Raw genomic sequence first — 18,277 nt, forward strand, 5'->3', positions numbered from 1 at the left:
ATATCTTATAGCTACAAACAGTTGACAATCGAACACAATCGTCTTGAAGATCCTGCCTGGAGGCAGTGGGGACCGTATGTTTCCGACAGGCAATGGGGAACCGTGCGTGAGGACTATAGCGCCAACGGCGATGCTTGGAGTTATACAACTCATGATATGGCCCGCAGTTATACCTATCGGTGGGGCGAAGATGGTATAGCGGGTATATCGGACGATAAACAGCAGCTTTGTCTGGCATTGGGCCTGTGGAATGGAAAAGACCCTATAATAAAAGAACGCTATTTTGGCCTCACCAATGCCGAAGGAAATCATGGTGAAGATGTTAAAGAGCTTTATTATTACATAGATAATACGCCTACGCATTCGTATCAGCGGATGCTATACAAATACCCACAGGCAGCTTATCCATACGAAAAGCTACTAGGTGAAAACCACCTTCGTACGCGCCAGGACCCCGAATTTGAGCTACTGGATACAGGCTTGTTTGATGAAGATCGGTACTTCGATGTCTTTGTGGAATATGCAAAAGCAGGCCCGCAGGATATTCTGATGACTGTTACGGTGCATAATCGTGGGCCGGAAGAGGCTGTGCTGCACGTATTGCCAACGCTTTGGTTTCGGAATACCTGGGTGTTTGGCGACGACTCAGACGGTGTTCCAAACTATCGACCTTCGCTGGTATTGCAGCACGACAACACGGTGTCGGTCGAAGATTCTGCATTGGGCCGGTATGTTTTACACGCAGAAGGTCGTCCAGATTGGCTGTTTTGCGAAAATGAAACAAACTTGGCCAGGCTTTATAATACGCATACCGGTTCCCGCTATCCGAAAGATGGCATTAACGACCATCTTGTGCATGGAGCTGATACCGTAAATCCAGCTCAGACGGGCACCAAAGCATCGGCACACTACAGTCTGACCATTGCACCCGGCAACTCAACGGTTGTTCAACTTCGGCTCGAATACACTGGGCAAACCGGCACAGGTTTGGCTAAACCGTTTGCTGATTTTAGTAAAATATGTGCCATTCGTAAAAAGGAAGCCGACGAATTTTATGCTCAAATTCAGGCTGCCGAAGCGACTCCCGACGAAAAGCTTGTGCAACGGCAAGCTTTTGCCGGGATGCTCTGGAGTAAACAGTACTATTACTATGACGTGTCGAGGTGGCTGGCCGGCGACGAAAACGGCCCGCCACCGCCACCCGAACGATTGAACGGGCGTAACCACACCTGGTTACAATTGATTAATGCAGGCGTTATATCCATGCCCGATAAATGGGAGTACCCCTGGTATGCGGCCTGGGACTGGGCGTTTCATTGTGTTACACTCTCGATCATAGACCCTGGTTTGGCAAAGCAGCAATTAATGATGCTTACCAATGAATGGTTCATGCACCCAAACGGGCAATTACCAGCCTATGAGTGGAATTTCTCGGATGTGAATCCGCCGGTGCAGGCATGGGCTGCCTGGCGAATTTACCACCTCGAACTGGAACGGAAACCTCCCGGTGAAGAGGATTTGACGTTTTTGCGCGGCATTTTTCATAAACTGATGCTCAACTTTACCTGGTGGGTAAACCGGAAAGATGAATCGGGGAACAACATTTTTGAGGGGGGATTCCTGGGTCTGGATAACATTGGCGTATTTGACCGAAATACCGTGTTTCCCGGCGGCAGCCACCTCGAACAGGCAGATGGAACAAGCTGGATGGCTATGTATGCCCTGAATATGATGCGAATTGCCCTCGAACTGGCCCGGCATGATTCGGTGTATGACGAAATGGCAACGAAATTCTTTGACCATTTTCTTTACATCGCCGGGGCAATCACCAGTATTGGAAAGTCCAATATAGGGTTGTGGGATGAGGAGGATGCGTTTTTTTATGACCAGCTACGACTTGACGATGGTCGTGTGCAGCGGATGCGGGTTAGAACGCTGGTTGGCCTTATTCCCATGTTTGCTGTTGAGGTACTGGACAACGAACTACTTCAGGCCAACCCTGAATTCGTGAAGCGTATGGGCTGGTTTCAGGGCCACCGCCCCGATTTGTACCATCAGGTATCGCGTTATACGGAAAAAGGCATCGACGAAAAACGATTACTTAGCCTTCTGCGTGGGTTTCGTCTAAAAGCTCTGTTGACAAAGATGCTGGATGAGAGCGAATTCCTAAGCCCACATGGAATCAGAGCTGTCTCGAAAGTGTATCAACATAACCCATATGAATTTACTTTAGACAATACAACTTTTCGACTAACCTATACGCCCGCTGAAAGCGATAGCGGCATGTTTGGCGGGAACAGCAATTGGCGTGGACCGGTTTGGATGCCTGTAAACTATTTATTGGTCGAAAGTCTGGAGCGATTTTATCATTACTTCGGAGATAGTTTTACGGTAGAATACCCAGTAGGGTCAGGGCAGCAAATTACCCTAAAGGCAGTTGCCCGGGAGCTCACTAACCGGCTTATAAGCTTATTCACAATTGACTCAGATGGCAAACGACCCGTTTTTGGGCAGCATCCAAAATATCAGGATCCTAATTTCCGGGACTACGTGCTATTCTACGAATATTTCGACGGCGACAATGGCCGTGGCGTAGGAGCAAGCCACCAAACAGGCTGGACTGGCCTGGTGGCTGAACTGATTAATAGAAAATACAAAAATTTGAGCCTTTCCAGTAAGCCATAGGTTATCATTCATTTCCAGTAAAACTGTGCGCCTTCAGGACGTGATTTAGTAGTGCTTAACCACCATTATATCAAAAATACCTAGTATGTATATAAGATAATTACAACTAGTTGAATGAGAGATATTGTTAACAACAAGGACTAAAAAAATTTTGTATTGGCTTAAAATATTTAGACAAGTTCCCGAAATAGGCTATTTTTCGCCATAATTAGCCATGAGTTGCCATTCGGCTCTCAACAAACTCACCTGCATATGGCAAAGATATTGGTGGTTGAAGACGATGAGCAGCTTAGAAAAAATATCCAGGAACAACTGGAGCTAAATGACTATGAGGTTCGAGTGGCTAGTAATGGACTGAAGGCACTTGATCTGTTGCCTTCTTTTCAGCCTGACTTGATTTTATGCGATGTTTTGATGCCAGAAATGGATGGCATTGCTTTCATTCGGGCAGTAAAAAGCAATAAAAACTACAGGTTTGTACCGTTCATATTTCTTACGGCAAAAGTAGCTCAACAGGACATGTTTCTGGGGTTGGAAGAGGGAGCTGTCGACTATTTATCGAAACCGTTTCTGCACCGGGAATTGTTATTAAAGGTTAACAACATTACTCGCCAGCGGGCAGAATTTATTCTACATAATTTACAGAATTCCACTGAAGAGGAATCTGATTTTCAATTTGTCAAGCAGTTTTGGCCCTTGCTAGACGGACACTTCGATGATTCATCGCTGACAATAAGTAAGGCTGCCGAAGCAATGAATATGAGTTTATCGGCTTTTCAACGGCAGATAAAAACATTTTTTCCAACAAATTTTAACGAGTTACTCAAGGACTATCGTTTGCAAAAAGCTACGCACTACTTAACCCAAACGGATCAAAATCTTCAATGGATTGCGAACCGTTGTGGGTTTAGCAGTTTGTCGTATTTTTCGTTTTGTTTTAAAAAAGCCTTCAAATTGTCGCCCTTGCGTTTTCGAATGAAAAGCCGATTGTAGTCTTATACAATACACAACTGATAAGACGCGCGGCAGTCAGTACCCTGATCGTTTATTGAAGCAGATCGCTTAAATTAACCTGGTCAGTATAAGCTGTCAGCTGGTCTAAGCACGCTGGTTTATCGACAAATGCATTTACTTTATAGGGTTCCCAATGGGCACCCAAACCCCGATGTGTAGGCCATCGGTAGTAAATCTCCAGAAAATGATTGGCCCAATAATACAGTTTGACTTGATGATTATTACTTTGTCGTTGAGCCATGAAGCGTCCATTTATAGGAATTAGCACAACTTGTTCAGGCAACGTTAATTGATTAAAAAGAGTAACATTCATATTTACATTAGGTCAAAATGAAGTTGAAACGTCAGGTGCGATTGTTAATGGAAATAGTGTTGTGTAACTAAATCATCAATTGATTTATTTAACTGCTTTATCATGCTAACATGCTTGCTAAAAATAACTTTCTGAGCATCATATGGGCGAGTTTTTGGTTCATCTAATTCGCTTATAAAACGTTCCAAAGCAGTCATTAACCCCTTTTTTATATACTTAAAGTTAGATCTTGATTCGTTCGATAATTTTGTTGACTGATTCAATATCAAATCAATTAAAAAATAATTTCTATACAATTCTCGTATCTCTGCCTGCCAGGTAAGAAAGCCAGATATCTGACTAGTTGCAGTTTGCGATTTCTTAAAGCATGTGCCGTACATTGTGTTAAAAATCAATGAGTTGATTAGTCTTCTGGCTAAACAACCCTACAAACCTTTTTGTTAGAAAGGAATTTTTTCAAAACAAAATTATACAGATTTTTTTTTGATTTCGTGTCTCTTTTTTGTGAATCCTATTATGTATACTCTTGACTATGGTAATCACTGCGTATTTGGTGAGGATGCAAGTAATTTAACAGGATTTATATATTTTATTAAAAAAAATATATACATAATTAATGTTCATTAAGAGCTTTTTTTAAAGAATTGCTTTTTATTTATTTCAGACGAACAATGAATTACCTTGAGCAATCTTCTCCTTCAACAAAACAATTACCGGGTCAAACAAATGCTGTGGACCAAACGGATCTATTAAAGGAGAACTATGATTTAAGAACATTCTTTAATCTTGACAATGAACTGCACTGTATAACAGATCGCAACGGTAATATCTTGAGAATAAATCGAGCTTGGGAAATATTATTGGGCTACAGTCAAGCCGATCTTTTAAACCTTAATTATCTTGTTCTGGTCCATTCGAATGATATGATAGCGGCCTTGACCGGAACACCTTACCTGTCTCCTCATCAACCCGCACAGATCAAGCGTTTCAGATTACGCAAAAAAAATGGTGAGTACATGTCAATCGAATGGCACATCAGTTTTGTTGATGATCACGTATATGCCTCTGGTCGTGAACTAACCGGGAAGCGACAGTACGAGCAGGAAGAGTTATCTACAAATGGTGAGCCGGTCGATAAAGTAGCTATATGGGATGCCAGCATAGAGCGAAAGCAGGCTGAAGAAGCCCTACGCCAAAGTGAACAGCGGTTTCGGGCTATCTTCGATCTGACCTATCAGTTTATTGGCCTGATGAGGCCGGATGGCATTTTGTTGGAGGTAAATGAAACGGCTTTACAGGCAGCTGGACAAACGCTTGGTGATGTGATTGGCAAACCGTTCTGGGAAAACTTTTGGTGGCAAATTTCGGAGGAGGAGCGGCAAAAACTCAAGCGCGCCATACAGCAGGCTGCTAATGGCGAATTAGTTCGGTATGAAGTGGAGATACAGGATGCTAACCACGAAGTGCTGGCCCTTGATATGTCTATCAAGCCAATACTAAATGAACAGGCGAAAGTAGTATTGCTCATTTCGGAAGGCAGAGATATAACGAAAAAGAAACGAGCCGAAAATGCGCTACGAGAAAGCGAGCAGCGTTTTCGGGAAATTGCCGAAAATGTCAATGATGCCTTATGGATTCACTCAGCCCAGCCATTTCAGCTTTTATATATTAATCCAGCGTTTGAGCGTGGTGTGGGCTACACGGCTCAGCAGTTACGGGAAACCCCCGAATTACTGTTGGAGGCAGTTACTGGAGAGGATCGCACACGGTTTATGGCCGACTTTGTCAGGTATGGAAATGGAGAGGTATTGACAGGTCAGTATCGATTGCTTGGGGCTAATCGGATGAATCGGTGGTTCACCATTCGCACTTTTATTATGAAGGACTGTCAGGGCCGACCTCTTCGTTATATCGGTGTTGCCAGCGACATTACCAGTCAAAAAGAAAAGGAACTGGTTTTGCAGCAATCACTTGCCAGAGAGCGAGAGCTTAATAGATTGAAATCACAGTTTGTTGCCATTGCCTCCCATGAATTTAGAACTCCTCTGGCAACAATCCAATCCAGTGTTGATCTGATAAGTCTTTATCTGGACAAGCCAGAGTTAGTTGATAAGCTGTCAATTTATCGCCACATATCAGTCATTGAAAATGAGATTGTAGCTTTTAGTAAGCTGCTTACCGATGTGTTGACAGTAGGTAAAATGGATGAAGGGAAAATTACATTTACACCTCGACTGGTAGATTTCGTAGATTTGAGTCAGACTATTATTTCTACCCATTTTAGTCAATACCGCGATATTAGAGCAGTTCAACTGTCAATTGAGGGTGCGCCTTACCACGCTTTTATCGATGATAAACTAATTAAGCATGTACTAATCAATTTGCTGACAAATGCATTTAAGTTTTCGACGAGTGGCCCTGAGCTGCGTATTTTATTTACCGAAAAGCAGCTCATATTCTCGGTGACCGATTTTGGTATAGGTATACCAAAAGAAGACATGCCCTTTCTTTTTGAGCCTTTTTTCCGGGCAGGAAACGCCGAAACAGTGCAGGGTACAGGCTTGGGGCTAGCTATCTCCCGCCAATTTGTTGTGCTCCACGGCGGGCATTTTACGGTTTGCAGCGAACAACATCAGGGCGCTACGTTTACAGTTACTATACCAATAACTAACACCTGAAAGAGAATAAAGAACATTTTCCGGGTAAACTATATATAAAAAAGGGTTCTGAACTATCGATTAGTAGTTCAGAACCCTTTTTTATGTAGTCGAAAAATTTATCTCCGCGCAGGCCGTAGTACCGTATAGCGTTGCTGCAACAGATAATAACTACCAAACAGAACAGCGCTAAAGAACAAATCGCCTAGCAAGCCATTGAGGAAGAACGAGGTATTATTATAAAAGGCTAATCCTGCCGCGTAGCAAGTCATTAAACCAGCCGCCGTTTGCGGGTAATAGGTGCTGCCGTACCATACCGCGAAGTTCGTTATCAGAAAAAACAGCACAGAGGAAACAAGCGAAACTACAGCAATGCGTCCGGCTGTTGGCCGTTGTAAGGCTATGAGACCCAGTACCCAGGTTAGGCCAAAGCTTGCATATACTGCGCCCATGCTTCCATGAAAACCAATCAGGGTATCGCTCAATAGCATAGCTACCAGCGGGACTGCCAACCCAAGCCATTTCCGTTCGAACATTGCCGCACCAAATAGCGCTAAAGCCGCAATTGGTGTAAAGTTAGGCCAATGAGGTACTAAGCGAAACAAGGTAGCCGAAAGAACAAGTATAGAAAGGGTAGTTAAGCGAATTTGAAGGGGCTTCATGGTAAAATCAACAGTTAATGTCCAGACAAATAAAGGGCATTGCAAAACAGAAAGTATGATGCCGTAATGCCCAACAGGATTAACAAAGGTAACTCCTTAAATACACACAGCAAAGCGCTGAACGAGCAGACTCGCTAAAGAGCCTGTTTCGGTCTACAGTCAGTTTGATTATTGGGGTTAAGAGGTACAATAATTTAAGTGAGGCCTACCGATGGTATCAGACGTCTTTACTGCAAAAATTAGTTATCCATTACGAAAGTCGAGTTGAAATCCGCCTATCCGCAAAACGGCCATTCATCATTAACGATAACCACTGTTATATACTTAGGCAACTGTCTAAAGAAATAATTAGATAATTGTCGAACTATTTAATAGTACGGCAATGAACACCCTTTTTATAGCCTTAAGTGATCCAACCCGTCGGCAGATCCTGGACCTCTTGCGTGGGAGCGACCAGAATGCCGGTGAGATTGCCAGGCGATTCGATATGACTAAGCCAAGTATTTCTCATCATCTCGATTTATTACGACAGGCCGGACTGGTTGAAGCTACCAAACAGGGGCAGTTTATCAACTATTCTTTAAACACGACCGTTCTTGACGAGCTGCTGGTATGGCTCATGAGTTTTCAGAAAACCGAGGCAAGTGCTACCGGCTTTAACGCACCTGAAAAAATAGCTGGAGACACCTTTTAATTCATTTCCTCCAAACGCTTTATTTACGTTAAATTTCTATCAGCATGAACCGTTCTTTTGCTTTTGCTTATTATCTGTTTTTCATTTCTTCTTTTGCGGTTGCCCAAACAGAAGAGCCAATGCACTATAAAATAACTGTGCCGGCTGGAGCTGAATTAACCCTTGACGGTACATTGGCCATACCAAATAACCTAAAAAAAGCGGTGCCGGTAGTTTTGCTCATCGCTGGCTCCGGTCCAACCGACCGCGACTGTAATAGTCCCTACGGACTAAAATCAAACTCATTCAAAATGCTGAGCGACAGTTTGGTTAGTAAAGGCATTGCTGTTGCCAGGTACGATAAGCGGGGGTCAGGCAATAACATACAGGCTGCGACCAAAAACCTTAAATCAGAAGACCATCGGTTCGATTTTTATGTGAGTGATGCCGTTGGATTTATTCGCCAGCTCCAGGCCGATAAACGATTTTCGTACCTGATTGTTGCTGGTCATTCTGAAGGTTCTCTAGTGGGAATGCTGGCTGCTGAGCAGACAAAGGCAAAAGGCTATATATCCATTGCCGGTCCAGGGCGTAACATTGCCGATGTATTGAAAGCACAGGGACGCGCAGGAGGAAATCCGAAGGATATTCAGGCTGAAGTGGATAGCGCTTTGGATTCCCTGCGGGATGGCCATACCGTACACCCTAGAAACCCGCTTTTACAGGCCCAATTACCGCTTAAAGCGCAAATGGGTTTTATTTCCTGGATGAAGTACGATCCAGCGGCAGTAATTAAAAAGTATGGGGGTAATGTGCTGATTATTCAGGGTAAGAAAGATTTACAGGTAGCCGTGGCTGATGCCGAGTTGCTGAAAGCTGCCAGACCGGACGCAAAATTGGTTTTGTTCGATACTATGAATCATATTCTTAAAGACGTTGATGGACTGGACCCCAAAGAAAATTTTAAGACCTACAATAATCCTGAATTACCAATTACGCCAGGATTGGCAACTACAATTGCCCAGTTTGTGAAGCAATGACAGCGCTAAAAAAGGTGAGTAAACTTGTTTGCTGGAAGTCTACTGCCCTAAAAGAAATTAGTTGGCAGAGTAGTAGTGTAAATAAGAAATTAATCGCTCGAAACGAATTTGTTCGTGTCTGTTCTGTGTCTGGGCGAGAAGTAAATGACGATAAGTATCAACCAGAGCATCGAAGTGAGTATTATGATTCAGGCGGGCCGTAATCAGGCCTTTATAATAGCGATGCATTTGGTTAAATACATAAAGACAGGGCTGGCCCGGTTGATTATTTAGTAATCGATCGAGGGCAAGCAAGGAACTGGAAGCAGCTAGAAAATCAAAGCCTGAGGTAGCGAAAAAATGTTCAATTTGTTCACAAACGCTCAAGAGTTCATCTTCAGAATGAATGCAAAACCGGTCTATTGTAAAATCGCTGAACTGCCCGATCGAGATGAGCAACGTATTTGTATCAAGTTGGCTTATCGACTGGCTTGTTAAAAACTGTTGGGCAATTTGTTCAATCTGTTCATTTCGGCAACCGAGCCTGACAGCCAGCGTCGTTTCATGGGCATAAAAAGTTGGACAAAGCAGGATATGCTGGAAACCCGTATCCGTCGTTTTTCGGTATTGTTTCTTTTCTGGCAACAGCAAAAATTGATGCCGTTCGAAAAAAGGCGTCAGGTGTTGATACAGTGAAGTTTCAAACGAAGTAGAGGTCATCAGCGTAGTGCCAAAAGAGCAAAATACGGCTATTAGCGACTGTATAACTGGTTTATGAGCAAGAAGTTTTGATTGTACCTACAAAAAAAGGCACGTAACAATAATGTATAAACGTCGAACCAAAGACTATTGATCCGGGTTACTTACCTGCACACTCAAGTTTTGTGTGTCAATTTGGGGACGACCGGAATTGACAGCTTGCTGAGGTCGCGTGTAAGCATGCCAGGAGTTGACGGTATTTCCTGCCCAAACAAATCGTCAAAACAATAACTGGCGAATATAACTACGCCATGGCTGCCTAATCTGGAGGATTAAGCATTAGCCATTGTCTCCCCGGCCTACGTGCTGCTGGCTGGATCAGGAGGCATCGACTCGCAGCGCTGGCTCGGTTTATGGTGTTAACGGCCGAGTAAGACACAAGCACCTACGGATGACGCTTGGTTTGGTATACACCGGGCCGATTCCCGACAATCCCAAGTATACCTAAGCATGTAGAAGGCACGACGGGTTCCTTGACTGGACGAGAGTTCGAATCTCTCCGTCTCCACACTAAAAAGTCGGCAAATCATTGATTTGCCGACTTTTTTTGTGCCCTGACGATGATTATCTACTTTACTTTTATAATCTCGCCGAAGTAGTTCATCGTTACTAGGTAATCCAGGGTTTTTTTTGTGCCTGGTTCAATCAGCCTCATATTTACGGTAACGTATTTCTGACTGTTAAAGGTGGGTTTGTAGGTTACCGACTGAAGGATTGCCTGCTCAATAGATTTGTCGGATTTGGTAAAATACAATAAGTCATCTTTAAGAAGTGTCCGTTTAAATACCCGGCTCCCAGTCTTTTTTGTTGCCAGAATGGTAACGGTATTATTAAAATAACATTCGTCGGCAACTTGCATTGAACTGGTATCCTGGTCTACTGTTACCGATACTTTTATTGGTTTGGCTGATTCCTGATACTCATCTGATTTACCCAGTTTCTCGGGTTTCACCACCGACAGGCAACTCTTGGATGTCTGCGTTGTAGCTGTAACAGAATCAATTTTTGCGGGATTGCTTTTTTCTTTAGCGTTTTCTGTATGGCCACAGGCAACTAAAAGATTAGCAAGTAGGAGTAATAAAAATGAGCTTCTCATGCTGCAAATTTCGCTTTTATCCTGTTCTCAAACATAGGTTTTAGAAATTGTTTCTCAAACTCAGAAACTGGTTCGATAATTGATATTCAAATAAAATAGGCAGTCTACCGCTTATTATACTTGTCAAGGCGCAATGACTTGCCAACTAACTCAGGGTTTCGACCGTGCGTTAATCAAAACATACGTATACATTAAACTAATTTCACATTTGGCCAGCGAACAACAAGCTAAAATGTATTGAATTTCGTTTATTGTATTATACGGCTTATTATTTGTACTCTTATGAAACGATCTCGCTCAGTTTCCCTTGATCCAGTCAATACAATTGCCTGGGTGGGTATTTTCACAGTCTCTGTTTTACTTGCAGCTGGCCTTGCAAAAGTTTTGTTTTAGTTCTGTGCAACGGCTACAATATATCCCTCTGGCTGTAGTGAATCTGGCTACTGCCAAAGTACTCATGCGTGCAAACGAGGTTGACAAATTGCCAAATGTTGTTACTGATCCTAACATAGGGGTTTAGACCTGATATCTCTATCAGGTATGTCCGATCTGTGCTCAGCTATCCGGAGTTCTTATAAAATGTTTATTTCCGGTTTAAATCAGCTCTACTAAATCGGTATAGGCGAAAACTACACTCTATCCATTGTAGTTAGCCGCAAACATACCTGAAGTTTCCTAACCCTACTCCAGAAATGATCGAACAGACGATTTGGACGGATTTATTGGTAAAATTCATATATTTTCCTCCACTACATTCAAGTCATAAAACACAAGTGAACAGATAGACTATCTGTTCACTTGTGTTTTATGCTGTAAGTTGTTTCTGATGTGAAAAGGTCGATTGATAGTAGTTAATTTGCTGATAGATAGATAAATATGGCCATTCAAGCTTGATGAAATTAACTGGTGAAAATGGGAGTATATATGGTTGAAACTGGATAGCCGCTTTTATTATTACTAATAAAATTATAAACACATAACTACGTATTTTGAAAGTACACAACTAAATACTAAAAATAAAGTGCCTTGAATTTATCATTAATTATGGTGGCAGTTGATCAAGCTTTATAGTGAAATCCCAGTATAAATTCAGTAGTGTTAAGGTTAACAGATCGGTAACTGAACCATGGCTGGCAGAGTCTCCTGCTTAAGGAAATTGACGCATAAATAAACTATATTCGGAAAACTAACTTTACTTCTATATACATAAGGGTAAAAAGTTAGCTATAATTAAAATGCGATTCTCGCTTGCAAACTAATTTTCTGTTAATTTTTCAATACTTATTTAATAGATTTATTTTTTTGAAAATCAGACTTTGTATATTTGCATCGTCTGTATCTAAAAATAATCCATTTACTGTCAATGAAAGCTAAACAAATACGGTTCTTTTCTCCAGATGAGAATAGTGAATCAACAAAAAAAATTGAGAAAGCTGTTGTTAAGGCATCACCTGTAACGGGCTATATTTCATCGACGGGCAAATTGGTGTTTCCTGCCAAAGCTATTTCACAGTTAGGATTTGATCCGAATAATAATCGGTTCAAAGTAGGTACCCAGGAAGGAAAGCGGAAAATAAAATCGCTATTTCTGATCCCGGGTGATGATGGGCAAGAGCAAACGTTCGAGCTGACTCAGGGGGCTAAGAGTTACGGTATTTCACTGCCCTACATTCTACAAAAGGGCGGAATCGACTTTGCAGAGGCAAAATATAGTTTCACTGTTAAGCCATTTGACTATGATGAGAACGTAACAGGATACGAGCTAAAATTGTCGAGCGATAGTCCAAAACCAGAGTATACTGGCAAGCCACGTGGTCGGAAAAAGCTAAACTCAGCGGTTGAATAGTCTCTCTTTTTGATTGCCAGATTGGTCTTGAAGGAAATTTTTTTGTAACAAGAATGAGAAAGCGGATGAGTAATCCGCTTTTTTATTGAGCCATGTAGTAGTTGTTTTATCAAAGTAATCTGCATCTGGTCCGAAAGTTGGTTTAACTATTAGTTCGTTAAGCTATAATTATGTTCTGAAAATTTAATTCAACTAGAAACGATGGGCCAGGGTTGATGTTGATTTCAAGCCTGTTGTATAGCACCGTTAAAATTAACGTTGTTCTGGAAAGGAGCTAAACAAAAATTCTGATAGCTCTTTCTCAGTGAGTTGTGAGCATATTTAGTTAATCGGAATAAATTAGGGGCTCACCGGTACTACGAGAAAAAGTAGTACACAGCTAATTTGATTTCATTAGTTGATTTCGTTACAGGATAAGAAATTATTTATAAATAAGTCGTTAAGTTTTTTGATAGATGTTGATTTTTTCATTTGACTTGCCTGTTTGCGTTGGTAATAAATACCTATAGGCAATTGAATCGTTCGTTTACCCATAAATGATGAAATTGAAATAGAAAAATTTAATCCGTTTCTTGAACTGATCACCGCCTTAATATCATAAAAAGTCTAAATTGATGACTTTTGTGCCTCAGTAACTTAAGGGATGAGCAGGACAAATTGCTATAGAAGCTTTACTGAACTACCAGATAGTAATCAGTATTAAAAAATCATCCGTTAATAATCGGTACAGGTGGTAGTTTGTGTAATATATTTTATCAAAATTGGATGAAGAAGCAGGTATTATCAGTTAAAGAATAAATGCTTGCGTGCCTATTTTTCTTCTTATGACCCGTAATCAACTTGATGATTTAATAAGTCAGGGCGAACATACACGCCTGGAGTTCAAGCGTACTCTTTCGTCAGCCTACCGTATTGCCCGAACACTGGCCGCATTTGCCAACACGTCTGGCGGTACACTCCTGATTGGTATTACTGACAGTGGAAAAACAGTTGGTGTTGTATCGGAATTTCGGGAGATCGATAAAATTGAAGAAGCTACCGACAGGTTGGTAGAGCCATCCTTAGTTGTTAGCTACGAAACGCTTGCGCCAGATGGGCGGCTTGTCCTTAGTATTACTATTCCCGAAAGCAGCGAAAAGCCTCATTATGTTCTGGATGAATCTGGTAAACGAACAATTTATGTTCGCGCAAAAGATAAATCGGTGCCGACCAACAAGCTCATTATCACGCCTGAAATGGCGGACCGTGAATTACTAAAATCACCCATGGCCCGAACATTGATTCAATACCTTCGTAAGAACGATCATATTACGGCCGATAAGTTTGCGAAACTGATCAATATATCAGACTATAGAGCCGGCAAATTGCTCCGACAACTAGCTGAGCGGGGATTACTGATCCTTATTGATAAACCTCGCCCGGTTCGCTATGCCCTTAAACTGGCAGAGTAATCCTTGTTGTATCTTTGTGAGTATGATAACGCAGGAAGAAACGGTTTCTAAAGAAACAATCACCGATTTTTTTAAAGACCTTCAGGATCGAATCTGCCAATCGCTGGAGGAGGCCGACGGTGCGGCAACATTCCGTGAGGACGCATGGCAACGGCCGGGTGGGGGTGGAGGCCGCTCGCGGCTGCTCACTGATGGGGCTGTTATTGAAAAAGGGGGTGTTGGTTTCTCGGCTGTACATGGCGACGCAACGGAGGCTACACTTCGCACATTGAAACTGACAGAACCCGCCGAGTTTTACGCTACAGGTGTATCTATCGTGTTGCATCCTCGCAACCCAATGGTGCCCATTATTCACATGAATGTCCGGTATTTTGAAATGAGCACGGGGCATAACTGGTTTGGGGGAGGCATAGATCTAACGCCGCATTATGTTGTTGATGCAGATGCCCGCTTGTTTCATCAAGCGCTGCAATCCGTTTGCGACCGTCACGATCCTGCCTATTACCCGAAATTCAAGCCCTGGGCTGATGATTATTTCTACATACCACACCGCCAGGAAACGCGGGGTGTAGGGGGAATCTTCTTCGACTACTTGAAGCCGACAGATTCGGCTCATAAAGTCAGCTTGTTTGCTTTTGTACAGGAGGTGGGCAACTCGTTCGCGCCAATTTACACGCATTTCATGCACCAGAATCGGGATATCCCATATGGTGAGCGCGAAAAAAACTGGCAGTTGCTTCGTCGGGGACGATATGTCGAATTTAACCTGGTTTGGGACCGGGGCACCAAGTTCGGGCTTGAAACCAATGGCCGTACAGAATCTATTCTGATGAGTATGCCTCCCCAGGCGAACTGGATTTACGATTTCAAAACCGAAGCGGGCAGCCGCGAAGAGCAAACACTGAATCTACTTCAAAAAGGTATCAACTGGGTATAATAGGTCCATTCCAGTCAAATCAGACTGTATCTTTAGTGGTCAAACGATAAACTTAAAAACAATTAATTTCATCATTCATCATGAAGAGTATAAATTATCCGTCAGTAGCCGTAGTTATCCTGATTACACTCTGTTCGCTCTCGATCGCTCAGGCTCAGCTTAGAGTGCCGGCAGCCAGTCCTGTTCAAACCACCAAACAAAGTTTCGCCCTGGGCGATATTACACTGGAGTACTCCAGACCGGCGGTTAAAGGACGGGCGATCTTCGGTGATTTGGTCCCTTATGATAAAGTATGGCGTACGGGTGCCAATGCGACATCCAAGATCACTTTCTCATCGGATGTGAAACTCGAAGGTAAAGAGGTCAAGGCGGGCACCTACGGGTTATTCACGATTCCGGGTAAAACCAGTTGGGAAGTAATGCTTTCCAAAGACCTGGACCTGGGAGCTAATGTGGGCGATTACAAAAAAGAAAATGAAGTTGTACGGGTTCAGGTGAAACCGACTACGCTTGCCAATAAAGTAGAGACCTTTACCATCAATATCGCTGACATTTTGCCTAATTCGGCCGTGCTGGAAATTATGTGGGACAAAACCCGTGTTCCCGTTTCTATCACAGCCGATATTGATCAAACGATCGTGAAAAATATTAACGCTTCGCTCGCTTCTGATAAGCCTGCTTATTTTGAGGCAGCCAGTTACTATTATGATACGAATCGGGATTTGAAGCAAGCCCTTGGCTGGGTGACCAAAGCCACGGAGCAGAATCCGAAAGCCTTCTGGGTAATGTTGCTGAAAGCCCGGATTGAACTGAAACTTAAAGAAAAAGCCAGTGCGATCACCAGTGCTGAGAAAACAGTTGCACTGGCAACGGAAGCAAAAAATGCGGATTACGTGAAAATGGCGAATGACCTGATTGCTTCTGCTAAAAAATAGATGTCGATTCCCGGAAACGAGTTTGTTGGAGCCTGTTTTAAACATATTAACAGGAATGCCCGTGCAACCAGCGCGGGCATTCCTGTTTTATACCCTCTTGACTACGCTTTTGAGCCTGTCTGTTCACTACTATGTAGTTTCGTGAGCTTTGTGGCATCATAATCGCTTTCAGTGGGGTTGTCCTCACTACTGCTCTCACAGGTAACGGTGCGACCATTATCTTTAACAGATTTAACGGTCATAGGCGAACTGCCATCTAAAAGAGCGACCTGGTCGCCGGGCTGAAATTGAATGGGTAAATCTGCCATGTTTTGAAAAAGAAAAGGTTAACTGATTCGTTAAGATTGACTCTCCCAAAACTGGTTTGCCATACAAATGTTCAGGACCGATCAGAACCTGAAATCATCGGGTCGTTGAACAGACACGGTGCTTTTTGGTCTCAATTCTGGTACTTAATCACACCAATTGTCAGTGATTGTCTTGATAAGATCAATCATGTCCATATAAGTAGATGGTTTTGTGTAGAATTGATCGGCGCCCAAGGCCAGGGCTGTTCGTCGATCTTCGTTTGTAACCCACGATGAAGTCGTAAGCACGACCACCGTAAGATTATCATAACTTTGATTATCTCGTATTTTCTGTAATATATCCAGACCGCTCACCCGGGGCATATTAAGGTCCAGTAAAACTACTCTAGGTAATAAGTTGGTTTTTGTCATTCTGGATAGCAGTTCTTCACCATTGTCGAGCGTTATTACTGGAATATCGGGGCGAACGCTGTTAAACGCGGACTTGATAAAAAACTGATCGTTAATGTTGTCATCCACTACCCAGACAGGAGCTACTTTATTGACCAGCATGTTACTTAACCTGCTTTCTGCCGATTCAGGTAATTTGTAAACTCTGTGTACCTGTTGAATATAATGCGAAAACAATTCGTTAATCCGCTTGACAGTATAGTTTTCACTTGTTTGAGGAGAGTGATTCATAGGTATAGTGATTAGCTAAGTAATTATACTTACAAGATAAAATTTATACTAGCTAAAATTCAATTTCTTATTCTATGGTTTTTCTATTTTTTCGGTTAAAATCTCCCTTAAAATCAAAGTACATAAAGCCCCGAATAACACATTCCCAATCAAGAGATGAGCAAAAGCCAAAACCATCAGCCTATAGTTGTGTTACCTACGTGAGTGCCCCAGTTGACTATTGTGACACAGAAAAGCAATTCCATTTGCACATAACGTCCTTAGCCGGAGAAGCTTTACGGTATAGTGATACTGGTTACAATACGATTTAATGAAGAACCGTTTTTACTAACATAATGGAGCAAGCAGTAAAACCCCATCAGGCCGAGCGTGGACAGAAATCAACTTTAATAGGTATTGCCGTCAATATTGGACTGGTGTTGGTTAAAGGACTGGCAGGATGGCTGGGTAACTCCTATGCCCTGATTGCCGATGCCATGGAATCAGGTACCGATATTGTTACCTCAATTTTTGTCTGGTTCGGGCTTCGAACAGCCTCAAAGGCACCCGACCAAAACCATCCTTATGGCCACGGGAAAGCCGAGCCATTGGCTGCTATAGTTGTGTCGATGGCCCTTGTGGGGGCGGCTATATTGATTGCAGTGCAGAGTATCCGTAATATTCAGGTGCCTCACGAAATCCCGGCTCCATTTACCCTGGCCGTCCTGGCAGGCGTAGTACTGGTGAAAGAAATCCTGTTTCGTCGAGTTGCTAAAGTAGGGGTTGAAACAGAAAGCAGCGCCGTTAAAGCTGATGCCTGGCACCATCGCAGCGATGCCATTACGTCTTTAACGGCGTTTGTGGGTATTAGTATCGCGCTCATTGGTGGGCCGGGCTACGAGAGCGCCGACGATTGGGCTGCTTTGCTGGCTTCTGGTTTTATAGTCGTCAACGCCTATCTTATTTTTCGCCCTTCCTTTGGCGAAATCATGGACGAAACCCCAGCTGGCGATTGGCAGCAAGAACTCAGTACCATTGCGTTGACAGTGCCCCAGGTCAGGGGAATTGATAAATACAGGGTTCGAAAAACTGGATTTGAGTACTTTGTTGATCTTCACATAGTGGTAGCGGGCGATCTGACAGTCAGGCAGGGGCACGACATCGCCCATGCCGTAAAAGCGGCTATACTCAGTGAAAAGCCAGCCGTATACGACGTACTGGTGCATGTCGAACCGGTATAAGCAGCTAGATAAACACCAGAG

General features: G+C 42.9%; 16 protein-coding genes and 1 other RNA gene. 11 read left to right on the forward strand and 6 right to left on the reverse strand.

Annotation, left to right across the window (positions count from 1 at the left end; genetic code table 11):
• The first annotated feature begins 21 nt into the window (after positions 1–21).
• Together CWM47_RS08095 and CWM47_RS08100 are read left to right on the forward strand one after the other, a co-directional pair.
• A complete protein-coding gene (locus tag CWM47_RS08095) occupies positions 22–2,685 on the forward strand; it encodes an MGH1-like glycoside hydrolase domain-containing protein (protein ID WP_100987505.1) in 2,664 nt (887 codons plus the stop codon).
• Between the two features lie 252 nt (positions 2,686–2,937).
• A complete protein-coding gene (locus CWM47_RS08100; protein WP_100987506.1) occupies positions 2,938–3,678 on the forward strand; it encodes a response regulator transcription factor in 741 nt (246 codons plus the stop codon).
• Between the two features lie 52 nt (positions 3,679–3,730).
• Here CWM47_RS08100 and CWM47_RS08105 read toward each other — a convergent pair whose 3' ends face one another.
• Entirely contained in the window at positions 3,731–4,012 is a 282-nt protein-coding gene (locus CWM47_RS08105; RefSeq protein ID WP_100987507.1) for a hypothetical protein, read from the reverse strand.
• A gap of 671 nt (positions 4,013–4,683) precedes the next feature.
• On the opposite strand from CWM47_RS08105, the gene CWM47_RS08115 reads away from it, so the two are divergent.
• Positions 4,684–6,690: a PAS domain-containing protein gene (locus CWM47_RS08115; protein WP_100987509.1), complete on the forward strand. Its 2,007-nt coding sequence runs from the start codon at positions 4,684–4,686 to the stop codon at positions 6,688–6,690.
• Between the two features lie 98 nt (positions 6,691–6,788).
• Here CWM47_RS08115 and CWM47_RS08120 read toward each other — a convergent pair whose 3' ends face one another.
• Positions 6,789–7,331, reverse strand: a complete 543-nt coding sequence (locus tag CWM47_RS08120; protein WP_100987510.1) for a DUF6580 family putative transport protein — start codon at positions 7,329–7,331, stop codon at positions 6,789–6,791.
• 382 nt (positions 7,332–7,713) lie between these two features.
• Between CWM47_RS08120 and CWM47_RS08125 the strand changes: the two genes are divergently transcribed.
• Both CWM47_RS08125 and CWM47_RS08130 read left to right on the forward strand, forming a co-directional pair.
• Positions 7,714–8,025 (forward strand): autorepressor SdpR family transcription factor, encoded by a 312-nt coding sequence (locus tag CWM47_RS08125; protein WP_100987511.1) that lies wholly within the window; start codon positions 7,714–7,716, stop codon positions 8,023–8,025.
• Between the two features lie 44 nt (positions 8,026–8,069).
• Positions 8,070–9,044 (forward strand): alpha/beta hydrolase family protein, encoded by a 975-nt coding sequence (locus CWM47_RS08130; RefSeq protein ID WP_100987512.1) that lies wholly within the window; start codon positions 8,070–8,072, stop codon positions 9,042–9,044.
• A 57-nt stretch (positions 9,045–9,101) separates the two neighbouring features.
• On the opposite strand, the gene CWM47_RS08135 is transcribed toward CWM47_RS08130, so the two are convergent.
• Complete coding sequence (locus CWM47_RS08135; RefSeq protein WP_100987513.1) at positions 9,102–9,743, reverse strand: hypothetical protein; 642 nt, start codon at positions 9,741–9,743, stop codon at positions 9,102–9,104.
• Between the two features lie 176 nt (positions 9,744–9,919).
• Between CWM47_RS08135 and ssrA the strand changes: the two genes are divergently transcribed.
• Positions 9,920–10,293, forward strand: a transfer-messenger RNA (tmRNA) gene (ssrA, locus tag CWM47_RS08140).
• Positions 10,294–10,350: 57 nt separating this feature from the next.
• On the opposite strand, the gene CWM47_RS08145 is transcribed toward ssrA, so the two are convergent.
• Positions 10,351–10,878, reverse strand: a complete 528-nt coding sequence (locus tag CWM47_RS08145) for a hypothetical protein (RefSeq protein ID WP_100987514.1) — start codon at positions 10,876–10,878, stop codon at positions 10,351–10,353.
• A 1,363-nt stretch (positions 10,879–12,241) separates the two neighbouring features.
• Here CWM47_RS08145 and CWM47_RS08150 point away from each other — a divergent pair.
• From CWM47_RS08150 to CWM47_RS08165, 4 genes are all read left to right on the forward strand, one after another.
• Positions 12,242–12,724 (forward strand): hypothetical protein, encoded by a 483-nt coding sequence (locus CWM47_RS08150; RefSeq protein WP_100987515.1) that lies wholly within the window; start codon positions 12,242–12,244, stop codon positions 12,722–12,724.
• Between the two features lie 824 nt (positions 12,725–13,548).
• Positions 13,549–14,175 (forward strand): AlbA family DNA-binding domain-containing protein, encoded by a 627-nt coding sequence (locus CWM47_RS08155; RefSeq protein WP_100987516.1) that lies wholly within the window; start codon positions 13,549–13,551, stop codon positions 14,173–14,175.
• A gap of 22 nt (positions 14,176–14,197) precedes the next feature.
• A complete protein-coding gene (gene hemF / locus CWM47_RS08160; protein ID WP_206170618.1) occupies positions 14,198–15,112 on the forward strand; it encodes an oxygen-dependent coproporphyrinogen oxidase in 915 nt (304 codons plus the stop codon).
• An 80-nt stretch (positions 15,113–15,192) separates the two neighbouring features.
• Positions 15,193–16,047 (forward strand): DUF2911 domain-containing protein, encoded by an 855-nt coding sequence (locus tag CWM47_RS08165; protein WP_100987517.1) that lies wholly within the window; start codon positions 15,193–15,195, stop codon positions 16,045–16,047.
• A 101-nt stretch (positions 16,048–16,148) separates the two neighbouring features.
• On the opposite strand, the gene CWM47_RS08170 is transcribed toward CWM47_RS08165, so the two are convergent.
• Positions 16,149–16,355 (reverse strand): hypothetical protein, encoded by a 207-nt coding sequence (locus CWM47_RS08170; protein ID WP_100987518.1) that lies wholly within the window; start codon positions 16,353–16,355, stop codon positions 16,149–16,151.
• A gap of 144 nt (positions 16,356–16,499) precedes the next feature.
• Positions 16,500–17,036 carry a response regulator gene (locus tag CWM47_RS08175; protein ID WP_100987519.1) on the reverse strand — a complete coding sequence of 179 codons (537 nt, stop codon included), beginning with the start codon at positions 17,034–17,036 and terminating at the stop codon, positions 16,500–16,502.
• Between the two features lie 335 nt (positions 17,037–17,371).
• Here CWM47_RS08175 and CWM47_RS08180 point away from each other — a divergent pair, with 335 nt between their 5' ends.
• Positions 17,372–18,256, forward strand: coding sequence for a cation diffusion facilitator family transporter (locus CWM47_RS08180; protein WP_100987520.1), 885 nt, complete (start codon positions 17,372–17,374; stop codon positions 18,254–18,256).
• Positions 18,257–18,277 lie beyond the last annotated feature (21 nt).

The organism is Spirosoma pollinicola, assembly GCF_002831565.1.
GTDB classification, from domain to species: Bacteria; Bacteroidota; Bacteroidia; order Cytophagales; family Spirosomataceae; genus Spirosoma; species Spirosoma pollinicola.

Bases quoted from the DNA above. Each gene is read 5' to 3' on its own strand.
- CWM47_RS08145 (WP_100987514.1), bottom strand. From the start codon at position 10,878: ATGAGAAGCTCATTTTTATTACTCCTACTTGCTAATCTTTTAGTTGCC.
- CWM47_RS08170 (WP_100987518.1), bottom strand. From the start codon at position 16,355: ATGGCAGATTTACCCATTCAATTTCAGCCCGGCGACCAGGTCGCTCTT.
- CWM47_RS08115 (WP_100987509.1), top strand. From the start codon at position 4,684: ATGAATTACCTTGAGCAATCTTCTCCTTCAACAAAACAATTACCGGGT.
- CWM47_RS08120 (WP_100987510.1), bottom strand. From the start codon at position 7,331: ATGAAGCCCCTTCAAATTCGCTTAACTACCCTTTCTATACTTGTTCTT.
- CWM47_RS08130 (WP_100987512.1), top strand. From the start codon at position 8,070: ATGAACCGTTCTTTTGCTTTTGCTTATTATCTGTTTTTCATTTCTTCT.
- CWM47_RS08100 (WP_100987506.1), top strand. From the start codon at position 2,938: ATGGCAAAGATATTGGTGGTTGAAGACGATGAGCAGCTTAGAAAAAAT.
- CWM47_RS08150 (WP_100987515.1), top strand. From the start codon at position 12,242: ATGAAAGCTAAACAAATACGGTTCTTTTCTCCAGATGAGAATAGTGAA.
- CWM47_RS08155 (WP_100987516.1), top strand. From the start codon at position 13,549: ATGACCCGTAATCAACTTGATGATTTAATAAGTCAGGGCGAACATACA.
- CWM47_RS08180 (WP_100987520.1), top strand. From the start codon at position 17,372: ATGGAGCAAGCAGTAAAACCCCATCAGGCCGAGCGTGGACAGAAATCA.
- hemF (WP_206170618.1), top strand. From the start codon at position 14,198: ATGATAACGCAGGAAGAAACGGTTTCTAAAGAAACAATCACCGATTTT.
- CWM47_RS08165 (WP_100987517.1), top strand. From the start codon at position 15,193: ATGAAGAGTATAAATTATCCGTCAGTAGCCGTAGTTATCCTGATTACA.
- CWM47_RS08175 (WP_100987519.1), bottom strand. From the start codon at position 17,036: ATGAATCACTCTCCTCAAACAAGTGAAAACTATACTGTCAAGCGGATT.
- CWM47_RS08125 (WP_100987511.1), top strand. From the start codon at position 7,714: ATGAACACCCTTTTTATAGCCTTAAGTGATCCAACCCGTCGGCAGATC.
- CWM47_RS08135 (WP_100987513.1), bottom strand. From the start codon at position 9,743: ATGACCTCTACTTCGTTTGAAACTTCACTGTATCAACACCTGACGCCT.
- CWM47_RS08105 (WP_100987507.1), bottom strand. From the start codon at position 4,012: ATGAATGTTACTCTTTTTAATCAATTAACGTTGCCTGAACAAGTTGTG.